Here is a 24,459-nt window from a genome sequence, read left to right as displayed (position 1 = left end):
GCCGATGTTATTGGCTTTAGGGACAAAATTTAAAACGAGCGAACAGCTCAGTAACAAGAATTAAAGGATTAACATGACTGATAAATCATACAAGATTGCCGTACTACCTGGTGATGGCATTGGCCCAGAAGTAATGCAGCAAGCACATAAAGTGTTAGACGCGATCGAAAAGAAACACGCAATTAGCTTTTCTCGCGAAGAGTATGATGTTGGTGGTATCGCAATTGATAACCACGGCTGTCCACTTCCAGAAGCGACAGTAACAGGCTGTGAAGAATCTGACGCAGTACTATTTGGCTCGGTTGGCGGCCCTAAGTGGGAACACCTTCCACCAAACGATCAACCAGAGCGTGGTGCTCTACTTCCCCTGCGTAAACACTTCCAATTGTTCTGTAACCTACGTCCTGCACAAATCCATAAAGGTCTAGAGTCTTTCTCTCCTTTGCGTGCTGACATTTCAGGTAATGGTTTCGACATCGTTGTTGTTCGTGAGCTAACAGGCGGCATCTACTTCGGCCAACCTAAAGGTCGTGAAGGCGAAGGCGCAACTGAAAAAGCCTTTGATACTGAGATTTACCACCGTTACGAAATCGAACGCATTGCAAAGATTGCTTTTGAATCTGCACGTCTACGTAACAAAAACGTTTACTCAATCGATAAAGCGAACGTTCTACAGAGCTCTATCTTATGGCGTGAAGTGGTTGAAGAAATCTCGAAAGATTACCCAGATGTCACGCTAAACCACATGTACATCGACAACGCGACCATGCAGCTAATCAAAGATCCATCTCAGTTTGACGTAATGCTATGTTCAAACATCTTCGGTGACATCATCTCTGATGAGTGTGCAATGATCACCGGCTCTATGGGTATGCTTCCTTCTGCAAGCTTGAACGAAAGTAACTTCGGCCTATACGAACCTGCAGGTGGCAGCGCGCCAGATATCGCAGGCAAGAACATCGCGAACCCAGTAGCGCAAATTCTTTCTGCTGCGCTAATGCTTCGTTACAGCCTAGGCGAAGAAGCAGCAGCACAAGACATCGAAGCAGCGGTGTCTAAAGCACTTTCTGCAGGCGAGCTAACAGCAGACCTTGCAGGTAACAACCAAGCGCTTACTACCTCTGAAATGGGTGACAAGATCGCAGAGTACATCTTAGCTTCATAGGCTAAATGCTCCGATTAAAAGCAAGTACATAAGAATAATATCAAGCCAAGTCAGCTTAAACCGCATGACTTGGCTCGAAACAAACACTGGGACTGATGCTCCCAAGGAAGAACAGCTATGTCGACAAACCAGCAAGCAAAAACCTTATACGAAAAAGTTTACGACGCACACGTTGCAGTTGCAGCGAAAGGCGAAACGCCAATTCTTTATATCGACCGTCACCTAGTCCATGAAGTAACGTCACCTCAAGCATTTGATGGCCTGCGTGAAAAAGGCCGTAAAGTTCGCCAAGTCGGCAAAACTTTCGCGACCATGGATCACAACGTATCAACCCAAACCAAAGACATTAACGCTTCTGGTGAGATGGCTCGCATCCAAATGGAAACGCTATCGAAGAACTGTGAAGAGTTTGGTGTAACGCTTTACGACCTAAACCACAAATACCAAGGCATTGTGCACGTAATGGGCCCTGAGCTAGGTATTACCCTGCCAGGCATGACTATCGTATGTGGTGACTCACACACAGCAACACACGGTGCATTTGGTTCATTAGCATTCGGTATCGGTACTTCTGAGGTTGAGCACGTTCTAGCCACTCAAACTCTAAAACAAGCTCGCGCTAAAACGATGAAGATCGAAGTAAAAGGTAAGGTAGCACCGGGCATAACTGCAAAAGATATCGTGCTAGCGATCATCGGTAAAACAACAGCGGCTGGCGGTACTGGCTACGTTGTTGAATTCTGTGGTGAGGCAATTACTGACCTTACGATGGAAGGTCGTATGACGGTATGTAACATGGCAATCGAGCTTGGTGCTAAAGCCGGTCTAATTGCTCCAGATGCGACAACCTACGAGTACATCAAAGGTCGTAAGTTCTCTCCACAAGGCGAAGACTTAGAAGCAGCAATCCAATACTGGGATACCTTAAAAACCGATGCTGACGCAGAGTTCGATGCGGTTGTGACGCTAGAAGCAGCAGACATCAAACCACAAGTAACTTGGGGCACAAACCCAGGTCAAGTTATCTCGGTAGACACGCCAATCCCAGCACCAGAAAGCTTCGCAGATCCTGTTGAAAAAGCATCGGCGGAAAAAGCACTGGCTTACATGGGCCTTGAAGCTGGTAAATCTTTATCTGAATACAACGTTGATAAAGTGTTTGTGGGTTCTTGTACTAATTCTCGTATCGAAGACATGCGTGCAGCAGCAGCGGTAGCGAAAGGTCGCCAAGTTGCAAAACATGTGCAAGCGCTTATTGTTCCGGGTTCTGAGCAAGTAAAAGCTCAAGCTGAAGCTGAAGGCTTAGATGTAATCTTCAAAGAAGCAGGCTTCGAATGGCGCCTACCGGGTTGCTCTATGTGTCTTGCAATGAACAACGACCGTCTAGGTCCACAAGAGCGCTGTGCTTCTACATCCAACCGTAACTTTGAAGGTCGCCAAGGCCGTGATGGTCGAACGCACCTAGTTAGCCCAGCAATGGCTGCAGCTGCAGCGATCGCTGGTCACTTTGTCGATATTCGTGAACTTTAATTAGAGGATTTAACATGTCAGGTTTTCAACAACACACCGGATTAGTCGTTCCTCTAGATACGGCCAACATCGATACTGATGCGATCATCCCAAAGCAGTTCCTACAAAAAGTGAACCGCATTGGTTTTGGTAAACACTTGTTCCACGATTGGCGCTTTCTCGACGACGCTGGTCAACAGCCAAACCCTGAGTTTGTGATGAACGAGGCTCGCTACCAAGGCGCTTCGATTCTACTGGCTCGTGAGAATTTTGGTTGTGGTTCATCTCGTGAGCACGCACCTTGGGCACTTGCTGATTACGGTATCCAAGTGATGATTGCGCCAAGCTTTGCAGACATCTTCTACGGTAACTCGATCAATAACCAAATGGTTCCAGTTCGATTGACTGAGCAAGAAGTGGATGAAATCTTCCAATTCGTCGAAGCAAATGAAGGTGCTGAAGTTACCGTTGATCTAGAAGCAATGAAAGTCAGCGCAAATGGCAAACAGTACTCATTTGAAATTGATGAGTTCCGTCGTCATTGCCTACTGAACGGTTTAGACAACATCGGCCTAACACTGCAGCACGCTGATAAGATTTCTGCGTATGAAGAAAAGATTCCAAGCTTCCTAAAATAAAGAAGCCTTGAAATAGAAAAACAGTTTCAAAAATCGAAAAGGTTGGCTCAATGCCAACCTTTTTTATTTGGTTGAGCTTTAGTTTAATGCGTCTATTAAACTCTGATGTGTAATTTTACTGAATAGCCATGAAAGAAATTAGTAAAGCGTAAGGTCTTAGTAGTCAGTCATCAGGAGAATGCCATGAAACAACTACTCGTTATTATCAGCCTACTTTTTTCAACCTTAGTTTGGTCTGCGCCTAAATCCGATCTTTGGCCGTACTGGAATCAAAGCAATGAAACCAATCTAGAACAAGTATCTCACCAAGATTGGCAGCAATTTCTCGATAACTACCTAGTTAAACAAGGGCAAAATACCCTAGTTCGCTATAAAGCAGTGAACACTGCCGATAAAAAAAAGCTCAAGCAATACATCAAGCAACTCGAACAAGTTAATCCGCTCGACTATTCAAAAGCAGAGCAGTATGCCTATTGGGTTAACCTATACAACGCCGTGACTGTCGATTTGATTCTTGATGCCTACCCGATAAAATCCATCACTAAACTTGGCGGACTATTTAGTTTCGGGCCGTGGGGAGATGATGTAGTAGTCGTAAACGGTAAGTCACTGACACTCAACGATATTGAACATCGAATCCTAAGACCGATTTGGCAAGATCCACGCACGCATTATGCAGTTAACTGTGCCAGCCTAAGTTGCCCTAACTTGCAGCCTGATGCTTTTACCTCTGACAATACTGAAACCTTGCTAGAGCAAGCTGCTCATGAGTTTGTAAACAGTGACAAAGGCGTACTGGTTACAAATAATAAGCTCCAGCTATCATCGATTTATGAATGGTTTGCCGTGGATTTTGGTACAGAGAAACAACTCATTCAACACTTAGACCAATATCGAACAGAAGCAGTCGCCAATACTCAAAATATCAGTTATGACTATGACTGGTCGCTCAACCAAGCTAACTAGCTCTAACGCTAAACTTCATAACTAAAGCAAAACAAAAAAGAGGCTAGGGTTTTATCAACCACTAGCCTCTTTTCATCTATTTCACTGAATTCTAAAACTAGAAACTTGAACCTGGCTGCTGCAAGAATTCAACCTCTTCAGGAGTCGAAGTTCGTCCTAACACTTCATTTCGGTGCGGATAGCGACCAAATCGCTCAATGATAATCTTGTGCTTAAACTCAAAATCCAAATTATGTTCTAATCCCGTTTGAGAAAAGAGCTCCACGGCTTGTTCATGGACCAACAAAGACTCACTGTGCATATAAGGCATATACAGGAAACTTTTTTGTTGCTCGTTAAGTTGGTGGTCAAAACCACCCGCTACCGCCTCTTGCGCTAGAGCCAACGCCATCGGATCAGCCGAAAAAGCTGCCGGACTGTTTCTACCAATATTTCGAGAAAACTGATCAAGCACGATAATCTCTGCCAATCGCCCTTGTGCGTTTTGTCGCCATTCAAACAGCTCACCTTGAGTCGCAGTTTTGTGCAGTTCAGAAAATCGAGACTCTATCAAAGAGTCAATCTCGGCGCCGCCAGTAAACCAATCTTTAGGCGTCAACTCATCGAACCAAAACTCTAGAACATCCTGATACGTTACCGTCATATAATTCCCTTTAATAAAAAAGCGAGTCATTTAATGTCATGACTCGCTTTAGTGTTCGATTACTTAAAACCTTTAACTTTTTTTATCAGGTCATAAGCATTTTGAATCTCTTGCGATTTCTCTTTCGCAACATTCATCATCTCTGGAGGCAAGCCCTTCGCCATCAGTTTATCTGGGTGGTGCTCATTCATCAGCTTACGATAAGCTTTCTTGACCTCTTTACCGTCGGCACTCTCACTCACACCTAGTACCTTAAAAGCATCGCCAAGCTGATTCTGCTGTGAAGCCTGTTGCCAACCTGATGATTGCCCATGGCCTTGATGACTACCAAAGCTTCCGCCTTGCTGTTGGAAACGGAATGCAGCTTCTTGCATCTGCAAGCGGCGTTCTAATTGCTCTGCAGAAAACCCTAGACCTTGAGCTATCTTATGCAAGACCTGACGCTCACTTGGATGCAAGCTCCCATCAGCAAATGCAGCAGATACTTGCAACTCAAGAAAGAACTGTAGAAGATCAAAACGACCACCCGATGAGATTTTCACTCGCTCAAGTACGTCGCTCAGCGGGAAGTCACTCTCTTTACCGTCACGAAAAGCATCTTGCGCCGCTTTACGTTGCTCTCCATGTAGGTTCATGCGCTCCATCATGGTAGAAGCAAGCTGAATCTCTTCTGGTGTTACTTGCCCCTTCGCTTTAGCAACATGTCCCATAACCGCAAAAGCGGATTTAAAAAACTCACTCTGTCTTTCTGCTTGACTTGGCCCTCGACCAAAACCAGAGCTATTGAATCCAGATTGGTTCAATCGGCGAGCTTTATCGAATTGATGTCCTAAAAACAGACCAAAAACTAAACCGAGCGGCCCTCCAAATAAAAAGCCAAAAAACGCGCCCAAAATTTTGCCAAATATTTGCATTATGTGTTCTCTATCTATGAATTTTATCTGAGTAATGCTGTCTGATGATGCTGAATGCTAATATTTCCTTTATCATAAGGAAAATGCTTTATTAATTGGATTGATACTAGATCAACCCTTCATCTAGTGACACAGGATAGTTCAACTTCATGCAATCTTTTTCCCGCACCTTGTTAGCCGCGTCTATAAGTACGGCGTTATACGTGTCGACAACTCAAGCTGAAACAATCACCAATAGTAGTGTGCAGGAAATGCCCTCTATAGATCAATGCTTGATCGAACCCGCTGCAGAAAACGAGACACAGCTACCCGCACACGTTGAGTCAGATCGCTTAGAAGCTATCAATGGTGACAAGGCTATATATTCAGGTGACGTAAGAGTTACGCAAGGGAACAAGACCATCCTTGCTGATAACGTAACCCTACACCAACAAGAAAATATCGTTGTAGCTGAAGGCAACGTAAACTTTAGTGACGGTCAAATCAAGTCAGTATCAGATAGAGCAACCAACAATCTGACTACCGATGAGATGACGTTAGAAAATACCGATTACGAATTTCTTTGCGAACCAGGTCGCGGAGATGCTGTTTATATCGCAAAAACAGGTAAAGCGGTTTATGAGATTGAAGATGGCTCGATTACCTCTTGCCCGATTGGTGACAACGCTTGGCGTCTAAGAGCATCGAGTATCGATGTCGACCAAGACGAAGAGCAAGCGACCTTTTATAACCCACGCTTTGAAATCCAGAGCGTTCCAGTTTTCTATCTGCCTTATCTAACTGTCCCTATTGGCGATACACGTAAAACAGGTTTCCTGTACCCAACCGTGTCATACGGTTCAAGTGATGGCTTTGAAGCTGAAATCCCTGTTTATTGGAACTTAGCACCAAACTACGACTTAGAAACCACTTTTAAGTACATGCAAGAGCGTGGCACACAACTTAACAGTAAATTCCGTTACTTGAGCGACTTTGGCTCAGGTAGTATCGAGTCTGAGTATTTACCGGATGACAAAAAATACTCAGAAAAAGGCGACCGTTGGGGAGCTCAACTTCAGCACTCAGGGATATTCCAGCAATCGTGGTTGTTTGAAGTCGACTACTCAAAAGTCAGCGACATTGATTACTTTACCGATCTAAGTTCTGGTATTGGTAATCGTGAAGATGGCCAACTACTTCAGGAAGGCCGAGCGACATACCGTTCCCAAAACTGGGATGCATCGGTACTTGTTCGAGATTTCCAAGTTCTGACTACAAGTAATAACCTACCTTACCGCCTAATGCCACAGCTAGAGTACAATTACTATGCTCCTGAGGTGATGGAGTACTTAGACTTCGACATGATAAGTCATGTCTCAATATTTGATACCGACGCTGCAGGCAAGCCATCGGCGAACCGTATTCACGTGGAACCCGGTATTACCATCCCAGTAGGGAATACTTGGGGTACTTGGACCACAGAAGCTCGACTACTTGGTACTTACTATCAACAAGATCTTGATGGCGTTGATACAGGTGCGGGTTCTGATTATGAAGGCTTAGAAGAATCGGTAAGCCGAGTTATTCCAGAGTTTAGAAGCCACGCAGGTATCGTCCTAGAACGCGACACCACTATTGTTGGCAACTATACTCAAACACTCGAACCGCAAGTCCAGTATCTTTACGTGCCAGAAGAAGATCAAAGCGATATTGGTCTTTATGATACTACGCTGTTACAAACCGATTATTACGGTCTATTTAGAAGCCGTAAATACAGTGGTGTAGACCGTATCGCAGCTGCAAACCAAGTCAGTTATGGGGCTTCATCTCGTTTCTTTGATGACGAATACAAAGAAAGACTAAATATATCATTTGGTCAAATATTCTATTTTGATAAAGATACAAAACAAACCCTGAGCAGTGAAGGATCTAATGATAAAACTAATTATTCTTCTTGGGCTATCGAAATGGACTTCAACTACGATGACTATCTGTTCTACCATGGTGGCGTGCAATACGACATTGACTCATCTTCGATGCAATTAGCCAATAGTACACTTGAATACCGCTTTGCTGGTGGTTACATACAAACCAACTATCGCTACGTTACAGAAGAATACATAAATGAAACTGTAGATTTTGACGTATCATCAATAACAAGAGATGGTATATCTCAAGCAGGTTTACTCGGTGCCTACCAAATTTCGCCAAAGTGGAATACCAGTGCTCAATATTTCTATGACTTAACCACACAAGAAGATCTAGAGTGGTTAGCTCGTTTAAACTACAGATCGGATTGTTGGTACATCGGCTTTACTTATAGTAACCGTTTGACAAATAACATTAGTAATCCAAATACTACGCCTGAATATGAAAATAACTTCAGCGTTAACTTCGGTATTGTAGGCTTTGGTACCAACATTGGTTCTGACTCTGGAGCAGTTGGGGATAGCAGCTCCGACAACTCGCTAAGCTACGGTCGCCCATTCTTCTTAAACAACTAATTTTCTTTACTGATAAGACATCAGTAAATTTAAAGGATTACACATGACATTGTGGAAACGCACATTAATTGCCATTGCAGCAGCTTGTACTTTATCAACAAGCTATGCAGCGCCGATCGAGCTAGACAGCGTAAAAGTTATCGTTAACGAAGGCGTTATCTTACAAAGTGACATCGATGCTTCTATGAAGACGCTGCGTGCAAACGCTAAAAAAAGCGGTCAAACACTGCCATCACAAGACGTGCTCAACGAGCAAGTGCTTGAAAAACTGATCATCGATACTATTCAAACTCAAGAAGCGGAACGTATCGGTGTTCGTATTGATGATGCTCGACTTGATCAAGCTATTGAAGGTATCGCCAAAGACAACAACCAAACGGTAGAACAACTTACCGCATCGGTTGCTGAAGAAGGCCTTAGCTACAATGCATTTCGAGAGCAAGTAAGAAAAGAAATTGCGGCAAGTGAGGCTCGCAATGCTCTAGTTCGCCGTCGTATTAACATCCTTCCTGCAGAGGTCGATAACCTAGCGGATATCTTAGCGCAAGAGACTAACGCAACCGTTCAATACAAGATTGGACACATTCAGCTTCGCTTCAATGATGACCAAACCAAAGAAGAGCTAGAAGCCCAAGCTAAAGAACTTGTCGAAGAACTGAACTCAGGCAAAGATTTTAGCACCATGGCATATACTTACTCTAAAGGTCCTAAAGCACTACAAGGTGGTGATTGGGGGTGGATGCGCAAAGAAGAGATGCCGACCATCTTTGCTGATCAAATCAAAATGCAAAATAAAGGCAGCATCATAGGTCCTTTCCGAAGCGGCGTTGGTTTCCATATTCTAAAAATTGAAGATGTGAAAGGCTTAGAAACCGTAGCGGTAACGGAAGTTAATGCTCGTCATATCCTGATTAAGCCAACGGTCATCTTGAGTGATGACGGTGCCAAAGAGCAACTTGAAGAAATCACTCGTCGTGTCAACGCAGGTGAAGCGAGCTTTGGCGACCTTGCTCAACAATACAGCCAAGACCCAGGTTCTGCAGTACAAGACGGTGAGCTAGGTTACCAAACGCCAGATTTGTATGTACCAGAGTTCAAACACCAAGTAGAAACACTACCCGAAGGTAAGATCAGTGCGCCATTCAAAACCGTGCACGGTTGGCACATTGTTGAAGTACTAGACCGTCGCGAAGTAGACCGTACTGATTCAGCTTTGAAAAATAAAGCTTACCAAATTCTATTTAACCGTAAATTCAATGAAGAAGCTGGTGCTTGGCTACAAGAAGTGAGAGCAAGTGCCTTTGTGGAAATGGTTGAGGACGACCAAGATGACAACTAAACGTATTGTCATAACTGCAGGAGAGCCCGCGGGGATAGGTCCAGATCTGACTCTGGCTCTATCTCAAGAAAGCTGGCCTCATCAACTTGTAGTCTGTGCCGATAAGACACTGCTAGCTGAACGAGCTAAAGTGCTTGGTATCGAAGTGGATCTGCTAGATTACGACGCAAACGCGGCTAAGCAACCTCAACGTGCTGGCACACTAGTAGTGAAACACATTCCACTTGCTGAAATGGCAATTGCGGGCCAACTCAACGAGGCTAATGGCCATTACGTATTAAATACTTTAGAAACCGCAGCAATTGGCTGTATGAATGATGAATTTGATGCTATTGTCACCGGCCCTGTTCACAAGGGTGTAATTAACCGAGCTGGCGTTGCTTTTAGTGGCCATACCGAGTTCTTTGCAGAGAAGTCCAATACACCACTGGTAGTGATGATGTTGGCAACTGAAGGGCTGCGTGTTGCTCTCGTAACAACGCACATCCCACTAGCTTATGTATCTCAAGCAGTGACCGAAGACAGATTAGAGCAAATTATTGCTATTCTGAATAAAGACTTGGTTGAAAAATTTGCTATTGAGAAACCAACTATCTACGTGTGTGGCTTGAATCCACATGCTGGTGAAGATGGTTGCTTAGGGCGTGAAGAAATAGAAACCATCACCCCGACGCTAGAAAAAATTCGCCAAAAAGATGGCATCAATTTAGTTGGCCCATTGCCAGCAGACACCATCTTTAATGAAAAATATTTGCAAGATGCAGATGCTGTTTTAGGTATGTATCACGACCAAGTACTCCCGGTATTGAAATACAAAGGGTTTGGTCGCTCAGTGAACATCACGCTTGGCTTACCGTTTATTCGCACATCAGTCGACCACGGTACCGCCTTAGACTTGGCAGGGAAAGGCCAAGCCGATACAGGGAGCTTTAGAACAGCGCTCACGCACGCCATTGAATTAGTAGAGAAAAAGCAATGAGAAATGATGTCCACTTAGGACACAAAGCGCGTAAACGTTTTGGTCAAAACTTCCTTAACGATCCATACATTATTGATGGCATCGTATCGAGCATTAACCCACTACCAGGTCAAAATCTAGTAGAGATCGGCCCTGGTCTAGGCGCTATTACTGAGCCTGTGGGTAAGCTTGTCGATAAATTTACCGTTATCGAATTGGATAGAGACCTTGCAGAGCGTCTTCGTAACCATCCGGATTTGGCTGATAAGCTAACAATCCGCGAAGGCGATGCGATGAAGTTCGACTTCCAAGAGCTCGTTAAGCCAAACAATAAGCTACGCATCTTTGGTAACTTGCCATATAACATCTCTACACCATTGATGTTCCACCTTTTTGAATTCCATAAAGACGTGCAAGACATGCACTTTATGCTTCAAAAAGAAGTGGTTAACCGTTTAGCTGCTGGTCCTGGCAGCAAAGCTTACGGTCGTCTTACTGTAATGGCTCAATACTACTGCAAAGTAACACCAGTACTGGAAGTGCCACCAACGGCTTTCGTTCCGCCACCGAAAGTAGACTCAGCAGTTGTACGCTTGCAGCCATACGAAGTGTTACCTTACCCAGCAAAAGATCTAAAATGGTTAGATCGTGTTTGTCGTGAAGGCTTTAACCAACGTCGTAAAACCGTTCGTAACTGCTACAAGAGCTTAATTGATAAGGAAGTACTTGAAGAACTTGGTATCAACCCAAGTATGCGTCCTGAAAACTTAACGCTCGAGCAGTTTGTCGACATGGCAAACTGGCTGCACGACAGTCACAACGCTGATAAATAAATAAAAAAGGCTCCTACACTTCGGTTAGGAGCCTTTTTTATGTAATACTTTAATTACATTAAGTATACCAACAACAAAAGGTGCGAATATGGATATATCTACGCCTTGTATCAAATGCCAGGTTCACTCTAAATACATAGAGGAGCAATCTGAGCCAACGAAGAACCGTTACGTCTTCGCCTACATCATAACCATCAAAAACCTAAGTAAAACAACGGTGCAGCTGATGTCTCGCCGCTGGTTAATTACCGACTCTAACGGCAAGCAGCTCACCATTGAAGGTGATGGCGTGGTTGGGCAACAACCCGTGATTGAAGCCAACGACGAATACACCTACACAAGTGGCACTGTCATCGAAACCCCTGTTGGCGTTATGCAAGGTCACTATGTGATGACCGATAACAAGGGCATTGATTTTATTACCGAAGTTGACCCATTCAGACTCGCAATCCCTAATATTCTTAATTAGCCGTACATCCGTATCTACAGGAAATTATTGTGTCGAATTATATTGTCGGAGACATCCAAGGGTGCTTCGACGAACTTCAATTACTGCTTGAAGTTATTAACTTTGATAAACACCAAGATACCTTATGGGTAGCTGGAGACCTAGTCGCTCGAGGCCCAAAATCATTGGAAACTCTACGCTTTATTCGTAGCCTTGGTGACGCAGCTAAGGTTGTATTAGGCAACCACGACTTACACCTTCTGGCGGTGTCCTTAGGGCTATTTCCAGCGAAACCAAAAGATAAGACTCAAGCGATTCTTGATGCTGAAGATCGTGAATTACTACTCGAATGGTTAAGGCAACAACCTTTGCTTCAGGAACACCCGGAGTTCGTGATGTGCCATGCGGGTATCTCACCGCAATGGAGCATAGAAACAGCACGTATCGAAAATCGAGAGATAGTATCCTTGCTGAAGTCAGACAGATGGCAATGGCTTATCGAAAACATGTACAGCAACACGCCTGATTTATGGCATCAGGATTTACATGATATTGAGCGCTATCGCTATGCAATCAATAGCCTAACAAGAATGCGCTTCTGTTTTGAAGATGGTCGACTCGACATGGCATGTAAGCTACCACCCAATGAAATTACCGATGAACCATTAGTACCGTGGTTTGACCTTCCACAACGCATAAAGCTCGATAAAACCGTTGTTTTTGGACACTGGGCTGCACTTGAAGGCTATAACGGAAAAGACGTGATTGGACTTGATACTGGCTGCGTTTGGGGAGGAGACTTAACCGCACTTCGCTGGGAAGACAAACAGTTTTTTACTCAAAAAGCGCTATAGAAACAGAGATACGAACGCTTGCGCTGCTGGGTACAGTAACGCAAGCATTTTTCAAAGCCTAACTCTTAATAACCACAGTTAACGCTCGAGAATCACAAACTCCATATTGTGTTTGTTTTTCTCATCCGCTTGATAAGTATCATTAAAGCTTTGTTTCCAACCCTCTCCCCAGTCTGGGAATTGAGTGTCGCCATCAACATCAAAATCGATATAGGTCAGGTACAACTTGTCTGCTTTAGGTAGGCAGCTTTCATAGATTGAACCACCACCGATGATCATCACCTCTTCAACATCACTAACGAGATCCAGAGCTTTTTCAATAGAAGTAACCGTTGTCACCCCTTCGATCTCTAAGCTCTCATCACGGCTAATCACAACGTTTAATCGGCCAGGTAAAGGACGACCGATCGAATCATAGGTTTTACGCCCCATGACTACAGGCTTACCCATAGTTGAGCGCTTGAACCATGCAAAATCCGCAGGCAAGTGCCAAGGCATCTGGTTGTCTTTACCTATTACACGGTTATTGGCCATTGCTGCAATCATACTGATGATCATAAATCGAAAGTCCTGTCCTTAACTGAGAGAGATTTGATGCTAGACGATAGGTCTGCGTCGGTAGAATAACAGCCCGGGTACAGCTAAGCCAACCGCTAGTCCAGCGATAATGAACATTGATTTCAAAAAGTTCTCCATCAACATTGCCAGTAACTCGGGAGTGTAGCCAGCTCTGTTAATCTCTACCATAGCAATCATTGCCTTGAAGGCAAACACGCCTGGGACCATAGGAATCAAGGCAGCAACCGTAAATACTTTAGGATGCGCTAACAGTTTATGTGACCAATGAACCCCTATCATACCAACTACCGTCGCGGCGAAAAATGTCGCCCATTCGATTGGAATACCAAAGTGCATCATCAGGTAACGGCTACCGTGACCAATAGAGCCTCCTAATGCACAATAAATTAACGCGCGCTGTGGGACGTTAAACACCAATGCGAATCCAACCGCAGGAATCGCGGCGAAAAACATATCATTGAGCAAACCTAAAAACAGTTCGAAAATACTCATTAGCTCGCCCATCCCCAAACATCAGATAAACTCATCGCTGCAACAATACCCAAGCTCGTTGCCAGAGTTAATAAGCTGGCCATGGTAAAGCGCGCTAACCCCATATTAATGTGGCCTTTGAGCATATCAGCAACAGAGTTAATCAGAGGAAAGCCTGGTACTAGCATCAATACTGATGAAGCCATCACGATCGTGGGTTGACCGCCAATATTGTAAAGTACTGCTTGAGCAGAGATGGTAGTGGTAACGAATGCGGTGATCGCAAAATTTAATAAAGGATTGAAATGACGATGGCCAACTTCTTGTCTGACGATCATGCCACAGGCTGAAGCAATAAAAGTCATCATGAATACCTGCCAATCTCCGCCCGCAAGACGGCTAAAAGAGGCGCACGATAACCCTATCATCACAACCACTAGCCAACGGTTGTAGCGTTCAGGGCTGATGTTTTGAATCTTTTTATATGCTAATTCATAATCGAGAATTCCCTTCTCCATCATGATGCAAATTCGCTGAATGTCAGTGATCACTTGCATGTTAATGCCACGATCAGCACAGCTTCGTGTGGTGGTAATACAGTGATCATTCATCACGGTAGTGACAACGAGCGCATTGGCTGACAGTGCGACTTCAACCTCATTCACCCCACAAGCAATGCCGATACGGCGCATAATATCGCCGACCAGTGTACTTTCAGCTCCGTGTGCCAGTAACATTTGTCCTGATTGAGCGACAAGTCTTGAGATCGCTCTTTGCTTTAGTGCCATGATTTCCTTCCCATAGGCGTTAAATTTCTAGAAATAAATTCTGCATTAAAATCCGACTGTACATAATGATTTAGATACAAAAAAACCGCAATTTTCATTGCGGTTTAATAAAACTATCAGTGTACTTGTAAGAAGCGACCGATGCGTTATGAGAAACTAAGAGGATTAGTCACGAACATAGATAACATGACCGTCATCTTCTTCGTCATCCCAATCGTCCCAGTCATCGTCATCTTCAGTGACGACATTCTTACCGCTCATCGCATCTTTATGGTAGTCATCCCACATAAAGTCTACTTTTTCTTCTTCTTCAACTTCTACAACTTCACGAGGTAGGTTTTCCATAAACTCACCTAGTTTGAAGCAAAGATCTTTGGTGCCGATTTTGTTCACAGCAGAGATCTTGAAGTACTCGCCTTCCCAACCCAAAGCATCGATGATTTCTTGAATCTTTTCGTCTGCTTCGTCTTCAGGCATTAGGTCAACTTTGTTGAACACTAACCAACGAGGTTTCTGTGAAACTTTTTCACTGTATTGCTCAAGCTCATCAATGATCGTTAGTGCATTCTGAATAGGATCAGACTGATCGATCGGCATAATATCGATCATATGCAGAAGAACACGACAACGCTCAAGGTGCTTAAGGAAACGAATACCAAGGCCTGCGCCATCAGCTGCGCCTTCAATTAGACCAGGGATATCGGCAACGACGAAGCTCTTTTCAGGAACGACACTTACCACGCCCAAGCTTGGGATCAAGGTAGTGAACGGGTAATCAGCCACTTTTGGTTTCGCAGCAGATACTGAACGAATAAAAGTAGATTTACCTGCGTTTGGTAGGCCAAGCATACCAACGTCAGCTAATAGAAGAAGCTCTAAACGCAGTTCGCGAACTTCACCTTTAGTACCCATTGTCTTTTGACGAGGTGCACGGTTAACAGACGATTTAAAACGCGTGTTACCAAGACCGTGCCAACCACCTTTACCAACCATTACTTTCTTACCGTGCTCAGCAACTTCAGCAACGATTTCGTTGGTATGGATATCAACCGCACGAGTACCTACAGGTACTTTCAGTGTAATGTCTTTACCACGTTTACCAGTACAGTTACCACCGCGACCGTTCTCACCACGCTCTGCGTTGTAAAAGCGTTGGAAACGATAATCGATCAGTGTGTTCAAGTTCTCATCCGCTTGGATGTAAACATCACCACCGTCACCGCCGTCACCGCCGTCAGGGCCACCTTTAGCGACGAATTTTTCGCGCCAAAAGCTAACTGTACCATTACCGCCATCACCGGCTTCTATTTTTACTACCGCTTCATCAACGAATTTCATTTTTTAACTCCGCACTTACGTTGCGTTACCACTCATCAAGGAGTGATATAAATTCTAGCAGATCCGTGTTTAGATCGATCACCTAAGATCTAGGCCGACCTGCAACCAAGGAACAAATAAGGAGAGGTTCTTTGCTTTCTTTTTCTTAAAAAACAAATGGTTTCTTAAAAACCAAACTGCTTATTAAAAAGTAAAGCCAGAGCGTCTGCTTTTTTATTCTTGCTATAAATAAAAAACCCTGCCGAATCGGCAGGGCTTTTGAATTCAGCTTGAAAGCTAATAAAATAATCTAGTTAAAGATTAAATTACTCAGCTTCGATGCTTACAAACTTACGGTTTTTAGGACCTTTAACAGCAAATTTCACTTTACCTTCAGTAAGAGCGAAAAGAGTGTGGTCTTTACCGATGCCAACGTTTGTGCCAGCGTGGAACTTAGTACCACGTTGACGAACGATGATGTTACCTGCAAGAACAGATTCACCACCAAAACGCTTAACACCAAGACGTTTGCTTTCTGAATCGCGGCCGTTATTAGTAGAACCGCCAGCTTTTTTATGTGCCATTGTTAAACTCTCCTAATACTTAAGCGTTAATGCCAGTGATTTTCACTTCAGTGAACCACTGACGGTGACCAGCTTGCTTACGCGAGTGCTTACGACGACGGAACTTAACGATTTTTACTTTATCGCCACGACCGTGTTGTACTACTTCAGCAGTAACCTTGCCACCTTCAACAAGAGGTGCACCAACAGCGATTTCTTCGCCGTTAGCAACAAGAAGAACTTTATCAAATTCTACAGTTGCACCAGTTTCAACGTCTAATTTCTCTAAACGAAGTGTTTGACCTTCGCTTACTCGGTGTTGTTTGCCACCAGATTGGAAAACAGCGTACATATTTTACTCCGCTTTTTCCGCACAGCCTATGGTTGTTAATTGTACAACTCGGGTGTGCGCTAAACTAATCAATAGGGCGCAGATTCTACGGGAATCATGGCGCTATGACAAGCCATATTTTTAAAAAATTGGCGAAAACCTGTTCGCCAAAGAAAAGTGCGGCAATCATGCCCTTTAGCGATGTATTAATCAACGTTTTTTAGTGTATTATTCAACAATTAAATACAACGTATAAGCCTTACAGGGTCTAACTTCAGCCGGATGAACAATGGATTTTAAAGCTATCCAAACGCTTACTGCCAATGATATGGCAAAAGTGAATGAAACAATTCAAGCCCAACTTAATTCTGACGTAAGTTTAATCAACCAGCTTGGTTTTTATATCGTTAGCGGCGGTGGCAAACGCCTACGCCCTTTGCTTGCTCTTTTATCTGCTCGTGCACTTGGTTATCAAGGTGAAGCTCACATCACCTCAGCAGCCTTTATCGAGTTTATTCACACCGCTACCCTGCTCCATGATGATGTTGTCGACGAATCAGACATGAGACGCGGTAAAGCGACAGCCAATGCCGCTTTTGGTAATGCAGCTAGCGTTTTGGTGGGCGACTTTATTTATACTCGCTCATTCCAAATGATGACAACGCTAGGATCCTTAAAGATCCTTGAGTTGATGAGCGAAGCGGTAAACGTAATTGCCGAGGGTGAAGTTCAACAATTAATGAACTGCAACAACCCAGACACCACAGAAGAAAGCTATATGCAGGTGATCTACTCTAAGACCGCTCGCCTGTTTGAAGCTGCAACGCAAATCGGTGCCATTCTTAGCGAATCATCACCAGAAATCGAAACAGCAATGCAGAACTACGGTAAGTACTTAGGCACCGCATTCCAACTAATTGATGATGTGATGGATTACACAGCTGACGGTAAAGAGATGGGTAAGAACGTTGGTGACGATCTTGCCGAAGGCAAACCAACGCTGCCTCTACTTTACGCAATGCACAATGGTTCTTCTGAACAAGCAAGCATGATTCGTGAAGCGATTGAAAAAGCGAATGGGATGGAACGTCTCGACGATATTATGGCTGTGATGAAAGAGACAGGCTCTTTAGAGTACACAACAAATAAAGCCTATGAAGAAGCCGATAAAGCGATTGCTGAGCTTTCTGTACTTCCTGACTCTGAATATAAGCAAGCGCTAACAACGCTCGCACACTTGGCAGTTAAACGCAGTAAGTAAGCTCGTTGATAGACAACTAGCTTCTATATAAATAATAAAAAAGAGCCTCAGGGCTCTTTTTTAGTTTTGAACAAATATTTATAAAAGATCCAAGTTCAATATCGGCTCGCTTCTAATGATAGTGGCAATTGTGCTTCAATCTCTTCAAGCTCTTCCATTGGCACTGCGTATTGCTCATGCCCATTGTAAGTCTCTACTAAGGCATACTGCTCTTGCTCATCAATAACCAATACTTTTCCTAGGTGCCCCAAATATTCGACATTCATACCCTTCTGAACAGTAGCCATAAAATTTACCCTCAACTTGGTTGTAGAGGAAAATACGAGTAGCTTGAATTCTAGGATCAAAAAAGCCGATCATAATGACCGGCTCTTATTAATTAACTTTTAGGCTGAGTTAAATAGCGTCTCGCTTATTTAGCGAATTCAACACCAATCTCAATGTCGCCATTTAGTGTTTCAAGCATGCTATCTAAAGCGTTACGTTCGAAGTCGCTCAGCTCACCGTAGCTAAGGATCGCTTCAGCGCCCTCTTTGCCAAGTTTAACTGGTTGTGCGAAGAATGGTGCGTGCTCGCCTTCACCTTCAACGTATGCGCATTCAATCACATTCTCTTCGCCTTGAAGTGCTTTAACTAGTGCAAGACCGAAACGACAAGCCGCTTGACCCATAGACAGTGTCGCACTACCGCCGCCAGCTTTAGCTTCTACTACTTCCGTACCTGCATTTTGGATGCGAGTCGTTAGCGCTGCGATTTCTTCATCAGTGAACTCTACGCCTTCAACTTGAGAAAGCAGAGGAAGGATAGTTACGCCTGAGTGACCGCCGATAACAGGAACACGGATGTCGCCTGGATCTTTATCTTTTAGTTCAGCAACGAACGTTTCAGAACGAATCACATCAAGAGTCGTAATACCAAATAGACGACGCTTGTCGTAAACGCCCGCTTTTTTCAGTACTTCAGCCGCGATTGGCACTGTCGTGTTTACTGGGTTAGTGATGATACCAACACAAGCAGTAGGACAAGTAACTGCGATTTTCTCTGCAAGAGACTTAACAATGCCAGCGTTCACATTGAAAAGATCCGCACGATCCATACCAGGCTTACGAGCAACACCTGCAGAAATAAGTACAACATCCGCACCTTCTAGTGCTGGTGTTGGATCTTCACCTGCGTAACCTTTGATCGAAACAGGCGTTGGGATATGGCTAAGATCGGCAGCAACACCCGGTGTTACCGGTGCGATATCGTAAAGTGCAAGATCTGAACCAGCAGGTAGGCGGTTCTTAAGTAGTAGGGCTAGGGCTTGACCGATGCCACCAGCGGCACCAATAACAGCTACTTTCATTGTTATTCTCCTTGAGAGCTTTCTCTTATAAATTCTTTGTAGGGTAATTCTTGAGCTAAATCTAAGTTAAAAAACTATATTAATCACAAAGTGATTACAATCAATTAACGCTAGCTTTGCGACTTCGCGCAAGTCAATAAAACCGTGCTACACAGCGAGTTCGCATTATGGCGATAATCAACTGAAATAACAAAATAAGTCGTCGCAAATAACACATTATTCTATTAAATATTTACAGTGATATAACTAACAAATTACTGGGATATTTTGGCTAAAATTGAATATGTATGCGAGAATATGCAAACATCTTTGTTAATGAATAAGAATGACATATGCGCAATACAGAAAAGCAAGACAACTTAGTTCGTGCATTTAAAGCCTTACTAAAAGAAGAACGTTTTGGCTCACAAGGCGAAATTGTAGATGCCCTAAAACACGAAGGTTTTGAAAGCATCAACCAGTCTAAAGTCTCGCGTATGTTAACCAAGTTTGGTGCCGTTCGAACTCGTAACGCAAAAATGGAGATGGTTTACTGTCTTCCTGCTGAACTTGGTGTTCCGACAGTTTCTAGCTCTTTACGAGAATTAGTACTAGATATTGACCACAACAATGCATTAGTTGTGATACACACTGGCCCTGGTGCAGCTCAGCTTATTGCTCGCTTATTAGACTCACTAGGTAAGTCGGAAGGCATATTGGGTGTGGTCGCGGGTGATGACACTATCTTTATTACTCCAACGTTATCGGTTACCACTAAGCAACTGTTTGATTCTGTGTGCGAACTGTTTGAATACGCAGGATAATTGATCACAGTTTCATAACTATCAGCCTTACTAATGGATCACGAGCATCTATTCGCTTCGTGATCCAAATCACATCCTAGAATATCCATGCTCCCCTCCCGAAATTACACTAAATCATTGATTTTAAAAAACTCAGTAGCAAATTAAACACGAGATCTAGACATCATTTGTTAGATTTTTTAGCTATATCTTTTAACATTCGAGTAATTTTCTGCCAATTTTTGATATTATTCAGCCACTTTTTCATCACATGGATTGAAAAAGGTGCCGTTTCCAAATAGGAAACTCCAGAAACGACTACACTTGTTTCAGGGTTAATAATGAATAAAGGAAGGGAAATTCATGGCATTTACCAAACTTATTAAAGTTGGTGCTATTGCAGCTGCTGTAATGGGCGCTGGCGCTGTTAACGCTCAAGAGTTCATCACAATTGGTACTGGTTCAGTGACGGGTGTTTACTATCCGACTGGTGGTGCAATTTGTAAACTAGTGAACAAGGGCCGCAAAGACCACAACATTCGTTGTTCTGTAGAGTCTACTGGTGGTTCAATCTACAACGTTAACACCATCCGTGCTGGTGAACTAGATTTCGGTGTTGTTCAATCGGACTGGCAATACCACGGCTACAACGGTACAAGTAAGTTCAAAGATCAGGGCGAATACAAGAAACTTCGCGCTATGTTCTCTCTACATACAGAACCGTTCAACATCATCGCTCGTACCGATGCTGGCATCAACAATGTTTCTGACCTAGCTGGTAAGCGCGTAAACATTGGTAATCCAGGCTCTGGTGACCGTGCAACGATGGGTGTTGTAATGGACGCTATGGGTTGGACGAACGACAGCTTCAAGCTTGCTTCTGAACTTAAAGGTTCTGAGCGTTCACAAGCACTTTGTGATAACAAGATTGATGCATTCATCTACATGGTTGGTCACCCGAACGGATCAATCAAAGAAGCAACAACGTCTTGTGATGCAAAACTGGTTTCAGCAACAGGTCCCCAGATCGACAAGATCGTAGCTGAAAACCCATACTACGCTTACAGCACAGTTCCTGCTGGCATGTACCGTGGTACTGACGCTGACGTAAACAGCTTCGGTGTTGCAGCAACAATGGTAACAACTTCAGACGTTTCTGAAGAAGTTGCATACAACGTTGCTAAGGCAGTATTTGAAAACTTTGACACTTTCAAACGTCTACATCCAGCATTTGCTAACCTGAAAAAAGAAGACATGGTTAAAGCGGGTATCTCTATCCCTCTTCACCCAGGCGCAGCAAAATACTACAAAGAAGTGGGCCTTCTAAAGTAATTCTACTTTAAGCCTACTACACCAATAAGGAGGCTAGCCCTCCTTATTGGCTTTTCACGTTTTATAAAAATAACTTAAGTGAAAAGAGCAACCCTTTAAGTTTCTCCAATTTGGAGGACTTACCTTCGTATCAAGCCTAAGACAAAGACGAACAAAGAACGCATTTCCCTATCCATTCACTACACTAGATAGGAAATAAATAACGTTTGGTTGTTCGTAAGAAAAGGCAGACCATCAATAATAAGGATAAAGTACATGACGCAGACAACATCACCGTCTCCAGATGTGCAAGAAATGGTGGCACAATCAGATACTGGTGCGCGTAGCCCTCGTGGTATCCAAGGCCGTATTTTATGGTTTGTGCCTCTATGTTGGTCACTGTTCCAACTTTGGTATGCATCTCCGCTGCCGTTCATTTTTAACTTCGCAATTTTAAACGACACTGAAGCTCGAGCAATTCACCTTACGTTTGCTATTTTCTTAGCCTTTACCGCTTATCCAGCTATGAAAAACTCGCCTCGGGATCGCATTCCTGCAGTCGACTGGATATTGGCGCTAGTAGGTAGTTTTTCAGCTTCTTATATCTATATTTTCTACACTGAACTTGCCGGTCGCTCGGGTGCACCAACAACATTCGATATTGTTGCGGCCGTATTCGGTATGGTTCTACTGCTTGAAGCAACACGACGCGCTTTAGGTCCACCTCTTATGGTTGTGGCGGCAGTATTCCTACTTTACACCTTTGGTGGCCCTCACATGCCAGACGTTATTGCCCACAAAGGTGCGAGCCTGAACAAGGCAATGTCGCACCTGTGGTTAACAACAGAAGGTGTATTCGGTGTAGCTCTTGGCGTATCAACGTCATTCGTATTCTTGTTTGTACTGTTTGGTGCAATGCTAGAACGTGCTGGTGCTGGTGCTTACTTCATCAAAGTTGCATTCTCTCTGCTTGGTCACATGAAGGGCGGCCCAGCGAAAGCAGCCGTTGTAGCGTCTGGTTTATCTGGTCTGGTATCAGGCTCTTCGATTGCAAACGTTGTTACCACAGGTACCTTTACTATCCCGCTAATGAAGCGCGTTGGCTTCCCGGGCACAAAAGCTGGTGCAGTAGAAGTAGCAGCTTCAACCAACGGTCAGCTAACGCCACCTATCATGGGTGCTGCGGCATTCCTGATGGTTGAATATGTGGGCATCTCGTATGTAGAAGTAATCAAGGCGGCGCTACTTCCAGCTCTGATCTCTTATATTGCTCTGATTTACATTGTTCACCTAGAAGCATGTAAAGCAGGTATGACTGGCCTACCTCGTCGCCACACACCAACTATCGTACAAAGCCTACTCTCTTTCACTGGAACCATTTTAGGTCTATGTGTTATCAGTGCTGCGGTTTACTACGGTGTCGGTTGGACGAAAGATGTCTTTGGCGATGCTGCAACACCAATCGTAACTGTGGCGCTATTGATCGCTTATGTTGCTCTGGTTCGCGTATCAGCAAAATACGCAGCTGAAGGCGGCATGGAGATCGATGCAGACCTGAAAGAAGTTCCAGATCCAGGTCCAACGATTAAATCTGGTTTGCACTTCCTACTGCCTATCGTAGTGCTAGTTTGGTGTTTAACGGTTGAACGTTTCTCCCCAGGTCTGTCTGCCTTCTGGGCAACCGTATTCATGATCTTCATTTTGATCACTCAGCGTCCTTTAATGACTCTGATGAACAAATCAGACGATCTTGCAGAGCAAACCAAAGCTGGCTTCGTTGATCTAGCTGAGAGCTTGGTTTCAGGCGCACGTAACATGATAGGTATCGGTGTAGCAACAGCAGCTGCAGGTACGGTTGTTGGCGTGGTGACTCTAACGGGTATCGGTCTTGTAATGACGGATTTCGTTGAGTTTATCTCAGGCGGTAGCATCATCCTTATGCTGCTATTTACTGCAGTAATCAGCTTGATCTTAGGTATGGGCTTGCCAACAACGGCGAACTACATCGTTGTTTCAACACTGATGGCGCCGGTAATTGTTACCTTAGGTGCAGCGCACGGCTTGATCATTCCACTGATTGCGGTTCACTTATTCGTGTTCTACTTCGGTATTCTTGCGGATGACACACCTCCGGTAGGTCTGGCAGCATTTGCGGCAGCCGCGATTGCGAAATCCGATCCAATTCGTACGGGTATTCAAGGCTTTACCTACGATATCCGGACCGCAATCTTACCGTTCATGTTCATATTCAATACCCAACTACTGTTGATGGGCATTGATTCTTGGTGGCACTTAGCTCTAACGATTTTCTCTTCTATTACTGCGGTACTTATCTTTGCTGCAGCGACACAAGGTTGGTGGTTCACTAAGAACAAGTGGTGGGAAACCATACTGCTTATCGTTCTGACCTTCTCTTTCTTCCGCCCTGGTTTCTGGTGGGACATGATTTATCCAGAGAAAGTTCTTTCGCCAGGAGTTGAGATCGCTCAAATCACAGAAAATTTATCTGTGGGACAATCACTTGAATTGAGAGTAGGTGGCGAAAACTTAGAAGGTAACTATTCTGAGAAAACAGTCCGCCTTCCATTTGAAGATTCTGCGACAACAAGTGAAGACCGCATTGCTTCAATGGGCCTAATGCTGACACAAACTGACGACAAGATGATTGTTGATATGGTTGAGTTTGGTAGCCCTGCAGAAGCCGCTGGCATTGACTTTGATTGGGAAATTAAATCCGTTATCCAAGATGCAGATCGACCAATGAAAGAGTGGGTATTCTTACCTGCCCTACTGATTTTAATTGGTTTAGCAATGAACCAAAGAAGGCGTGCTCGTAAGGATGAGATTAGCGCGTAATGGATAGAGCCAAGTAGTGCTCTACTCTATTTGGCTTTTTTACTACATGGAAAAGATAATTACAGCGTTTGGTATGTACTAGACGCTGCTCAAAAAGAGACG

24 protein-coding genes are annotated in these 24,459 nt (G+C 44.0%); 14 read left to right on the top strand and 10 right to left on the bottom strand.

Translation table 11 applies throughout. The features are described from left to right. The first annotated feature begins 73 nt into the window (after positions 1 to 73). The 4 genes from leuB (at position 74) to FTW16_RS06525 (ending at position 4,278) form a co-directional block, all read left to right on the top strand. On the top strand, positions 74 to 1,165 hold the full coding sequence (gene leuB, locus FTW16_RS06540) for a 3-isopropylmalate dehydrogenase (RefSeq protein WP_146490490.1): 1,092 nt from the start codon (positions 74 to 76) through the stop codon (positions 1,163 to 1,165). A 117-nt stretch (positions 1,166 to 1,282) separates the two neighbouring features. After that, complete coding sequence (leuC, locus tag FTW16_RS06535) at positions 1,283 to 2,695, top strand: 3-isopropylmalate dehydratase large subunit (protein ID WP_146490489.1); 1,413 nt, start codon at positions 1,283 to 1,285, stop codon at positions 2,693 to 2,695. A gap of 14 nt (positions 2,696 to 2,709) precedes the next feature. Beyond that, complete coding sequence (gene leuD, locus FTW16_RS06530; RefSeq protein WP_017632198.1) at positions 2,710 to 3,312, top strand: 3-isopropylmalate dehydratase small subunit; 603 nt, start codon at positions 2,710 to 2,712, stop codon at positions 3,310 to 3,312. A gap of 183 nt (positions 3,313 to 3,495) precedes the next feature. Continuing rightward, positions 3,496 to 4,278, top strand: coding sequence for a DUF547 domain-containing protein (locus FTW16_RS06525; RefSeq protein WP_146490488.1), 783 nt, complete (start codon positions 3,496 to 3,498; stop codon positions 4,276 to 4,278). 97 nt (positions 4,279 to 4,375) lie between these two features. On the opposite strand, the gene FTW16_RS06520 is transcribed toward FTW16_RS06525, so the two are convergent. Then, positions 4,376 to 4,921 (bottom strand): DUF924 family protein, encoded by a 546-nt coding sequence (locus FTW16_RS06520; protein ID WP_146490487.1) that lies wholly within the window; start codon positions 4,919 to 4,921, stop codon positions 4,376 to 4,378. Positions 4,922 to 4,980: 59 nt separating this feature from the next. Continuing rightward, positions 4,981 to 5,835: a co-chaperone DjlA gene (gene djlA, locus FTW16_RS06515; RefSeq protein WP_146490486.1), complete on the bottom strand. Its 855-nt coding sequence runs from the start codon at positions 5,833 to 5,835 to the stop codon at positions 4,981 to 4,983. A 149-nt stretch (positions 5,836 to 5,984) separates the two neighbouring features. On the opposite strand from djlA, the gene lptD reads away from it, so the two are divergent. The 6 genes from lptD to FTW16_RS06485 all read left to right on the top strand — a co-directional run bounded on the left by lptD (position 5,985) and on the right by FTW16_RS06485 (position 12,750). Further along, positions 5,985 to 8,318, top strand: a complete 2,334-nt coding sequence (gene lptD, locus FTW16_RS06510) for an LPS assembly protein LptD (RefSeq protein ID WP_146490485.1) — start codon at positions 5,985 to 5,987, stop codon at positions 8,316 to 8,318. Positions 8,319 to 8,361: 43 nt separating this feature from the next. After that, entirely contained in the window at positions 8,362 to 9,657 is a 1,296-nt protein-coding gene (surA, locus tag FTW16_RS06505; protein WP_146490484.1) for a peptidylprolyl isomerase SurA, read from the top strand. Next, a complete protein-coding gene (gene pdxA / locus FTW16_RS06500) occupies positions 9,647 to 10,636 on the top strand; it encodes a 4-hydroxythreonine-4-phosphate dehydrogenase PdxA (RefSeq protein ID WP_061019093.1) in 990 nt (329 codons plus the stop codon). The genes surA and pdxA overlap by 11 nt, the downstream gene beginning before the upstream one ends. Continuing rightward, positions 10,633 to 11,448, top strand: a complete 816-nt coding sequence (rsmA, locus tag FTW16_RS06495; protein WP_017632191.1) for a 16S rRNA (adenine(1518)-N(6)/adenine(1519)-N(6))-dimethyltransferase RsmA — start codon at positions 10,633 to 10,635, stop codon at positions 11,446 to 11,448. Before pdxA ends, rsmA begins: the two co-directional genes overlap by 4 nt. An 88-nt stretch (positions 11,449 to 11,536) precedes the next feature. Further along, positions 11,537 to 11,917, top strand: a complete 381-nt coding sequence (gene apaG / locus FTW16_RS06490) for a Co2+/Mg2+ efflux protein ApaG (RefSeq protein ID WP_004735899.1) — start codon at positions 11,537 to 11,539, stop codon at positions 11,915 to 11,917. Positions 11,918 to 11,946: 29 nt separating this feature from the next. Continuing rightward, positions 11,947 to 12,750 (top strand): symmetrical bis(5'-nucleosyl)-tetraphosphatase, encoded by an 804-nt coding sequence (locus FTW16_RS06485; protein ID WP_146490483.1) that lies wholly within the window; start codon positions 11,947 to 11,949, stop codon positions 12,748 to 12,750. Between the two features lie 78 nt (positions 12,751 to 12,828). On the opposite strand, the gene folA is transcribed toward FTW16_RS06485, so the two are convergent. From folA to rplU, 6 genes are all read right to left on the bottom strand, one after another. Further along, positions 12,829 to 13,308: a type 3 dihydrofolate reductase gene (gene folA, locus FTW16_RS06480; RefSeq protein WP_146490482.1), complete on the bottom strand. Its 480-nt coding sequence runs from the start codon at positions 13,306 to 13,308 to the stop codon at positions 12,829 to 12,831. Positions 13,309 to 13,347: 39 nt separating this feature from the next. Further along, a complete protein-coding gene (locus tag FTW16_RS06475; protein WP_017062945.1) occupies positions 13,348 to 13,821 on the bottom strand; it encodes a threonine/serine exporter family protein in 474 nt (157 codons plus the stop codon). Further along, the gene (locus FTW16_RS06470) at positions 13,821 to 14,588 is read right to left on the bottom strand and encodes a threonine/serine exporter family protein (RefSeq protein WP_146490481.1); all 768 of its coding nucleotides are present in this window, start codon (positions 14,586 to 14,588) and stop codon (positions 13,821 to 13,823) included. The genes FTW16_RS06475 and FTW16_RS06470 overlap by 1 nt, the downstream gene beginning before the upstream one ends. Positions 14,589 to 14,753: 165 nt before the next feature. Continuing rightward, the gene (gene cgtA / locus FTW16_RS06465) at positions 14,754 to 15,926 is read right to left on the bottom strand and encodes an Obg family GTPase CgtA (protein WP_017061377.1); all 1,173 of its coding nucleotides are present in this window, start codon (positions 15,924 to 15,926) and stop codon (positions 14,754 to 14,756) included. A 305-nt stretch (positions 15,927 to 16,231) separates the two neighbouring features. After that, complete coding sequence (rpmA, locus tag FTW16_RS06460) at positions 16,232 to 16,489, bottom strand: 50S ribosomal protein L27 (RefSeq protein ID WP_004735905.1); 258 nt, start codon at positions 16,487 to 16,489, stop codon at positions 16,232 to 16,234. 19 nt (positions 16,490 to 16,508) lie between these two features. Beyond that, on the bottom strand, positions 16,509 to 16,820 hold the full coding sequence (gene rplU / locus FTW16_RS06455; RefSeq protein WP_004740823.1) for a 50S ribosomal protein L21: 312 nt from the start codon (positions 16,818 to 16,820) through the stop codon (positions 16,509 to 16,511). A gap of 268 nt (positions 16,821 to 17,088) precedes the next feature. On the opposite strand from rplU, the gene ispB reads away from it, so the two are divergent. Next, on the top strand, positions 17,089 to 18,060 hold the full coding sequence (ispB, locus tag FTW16_RS06450) for an octaprenyl diphosphate synthase (RefSeq protein WP_146490480.1): 972 nt from the start codon (positions 17,089 to 17,091) through the stop codon (positions 18,058 to 18,060). Positions 18,061 to 18,155: 95 nt separating this feature from the next. Here ispB and FTW16_RS06445 read toward each other — a convergent pair whose 3' ends face one another. Both FTW16_RS06445 and mdh read right to left on the bottom strand, forming a co-directional pair. Continuing rightward, a complete protein-coding gene (locus FTW16_RS06445) occupies positions 18,156 to 18,347 on the bottom strand; it encodes a hypothetical protein (RefSeq protein WP_017061375.1) in 192 nt (63 codons plus the stop codon). Between the two features lie 125 nt (positions 18,348 to 18,472). Further along, the gene (mdh, locus tag FTW16_RS06440) at positions 18,473 to 19,408 is read right to left on the bottom strand and encodes a malate dehydrogenase (RefSeq protein ID WP_009847834.1); all 936 of its coding nucleotides are present in this window, start codon (positions 19,406 to 19,408) and stop codon (positions 18,473 to 18,475) included. A gap of 332 nt (positions 19,409 to 19,740) precedes the next feature. Here mdh and argR point away from each other — a divergent pair, with 332 nt between their 5' ends. From argR to FTW16_RS06425, 3 genes are all read left to right on the top strand, one after another. Next, on the top strand, positions 19,741 to 20,211 hold the full coding sequence (argR, locus tag FTW16_RS06435) for a transcriptional regulator ArgR (RefSeq protein ID WP_004740827.1): 471 nt from the start codon (positions 19,741 to 19,743) through the stop codon (positions 20,209 to 20,211). Positions 20,212 to 20,553: 342 nt separating this feature from the next. Next, a complete protein-coding gene (locus FTW16_RS06430) occupies positions 20,554 to 21,522 on the top strand; it encodes a TAXI family TRAP transporter solute-binding subunit (protein WP_017061374.1) in 969 nt (322 codons plus the stop codon). Positions 21,523 to 21,777: 255 nt separating this feature from the next. After that, a complete protein-coding gene (locus tag FTW16_RS06425; protein WP_146490479.1) occupies positions 21,778 to 24,357 on the top strand; it encodes a TRAP transporter permease in 2,580 nt (859 codons plus the stop codon). Positions 24,358 to 24,459: the final 102 nt, after the last annotated feature.

This window comes from Vibrio sp. T20 (assembly GCF_007858795.1).
Classification (GTDB): Bacteria; Pseudomonadota; Gammaproteobacteria; order Enterobacterales; family Vibrionaceae; genus Vibrio; species Vibrio satsumensis.
Note: the sequence above shows the minus strand (reverse complement) of the source record. Positions and strands in the feature narration are given on the sequence as shown.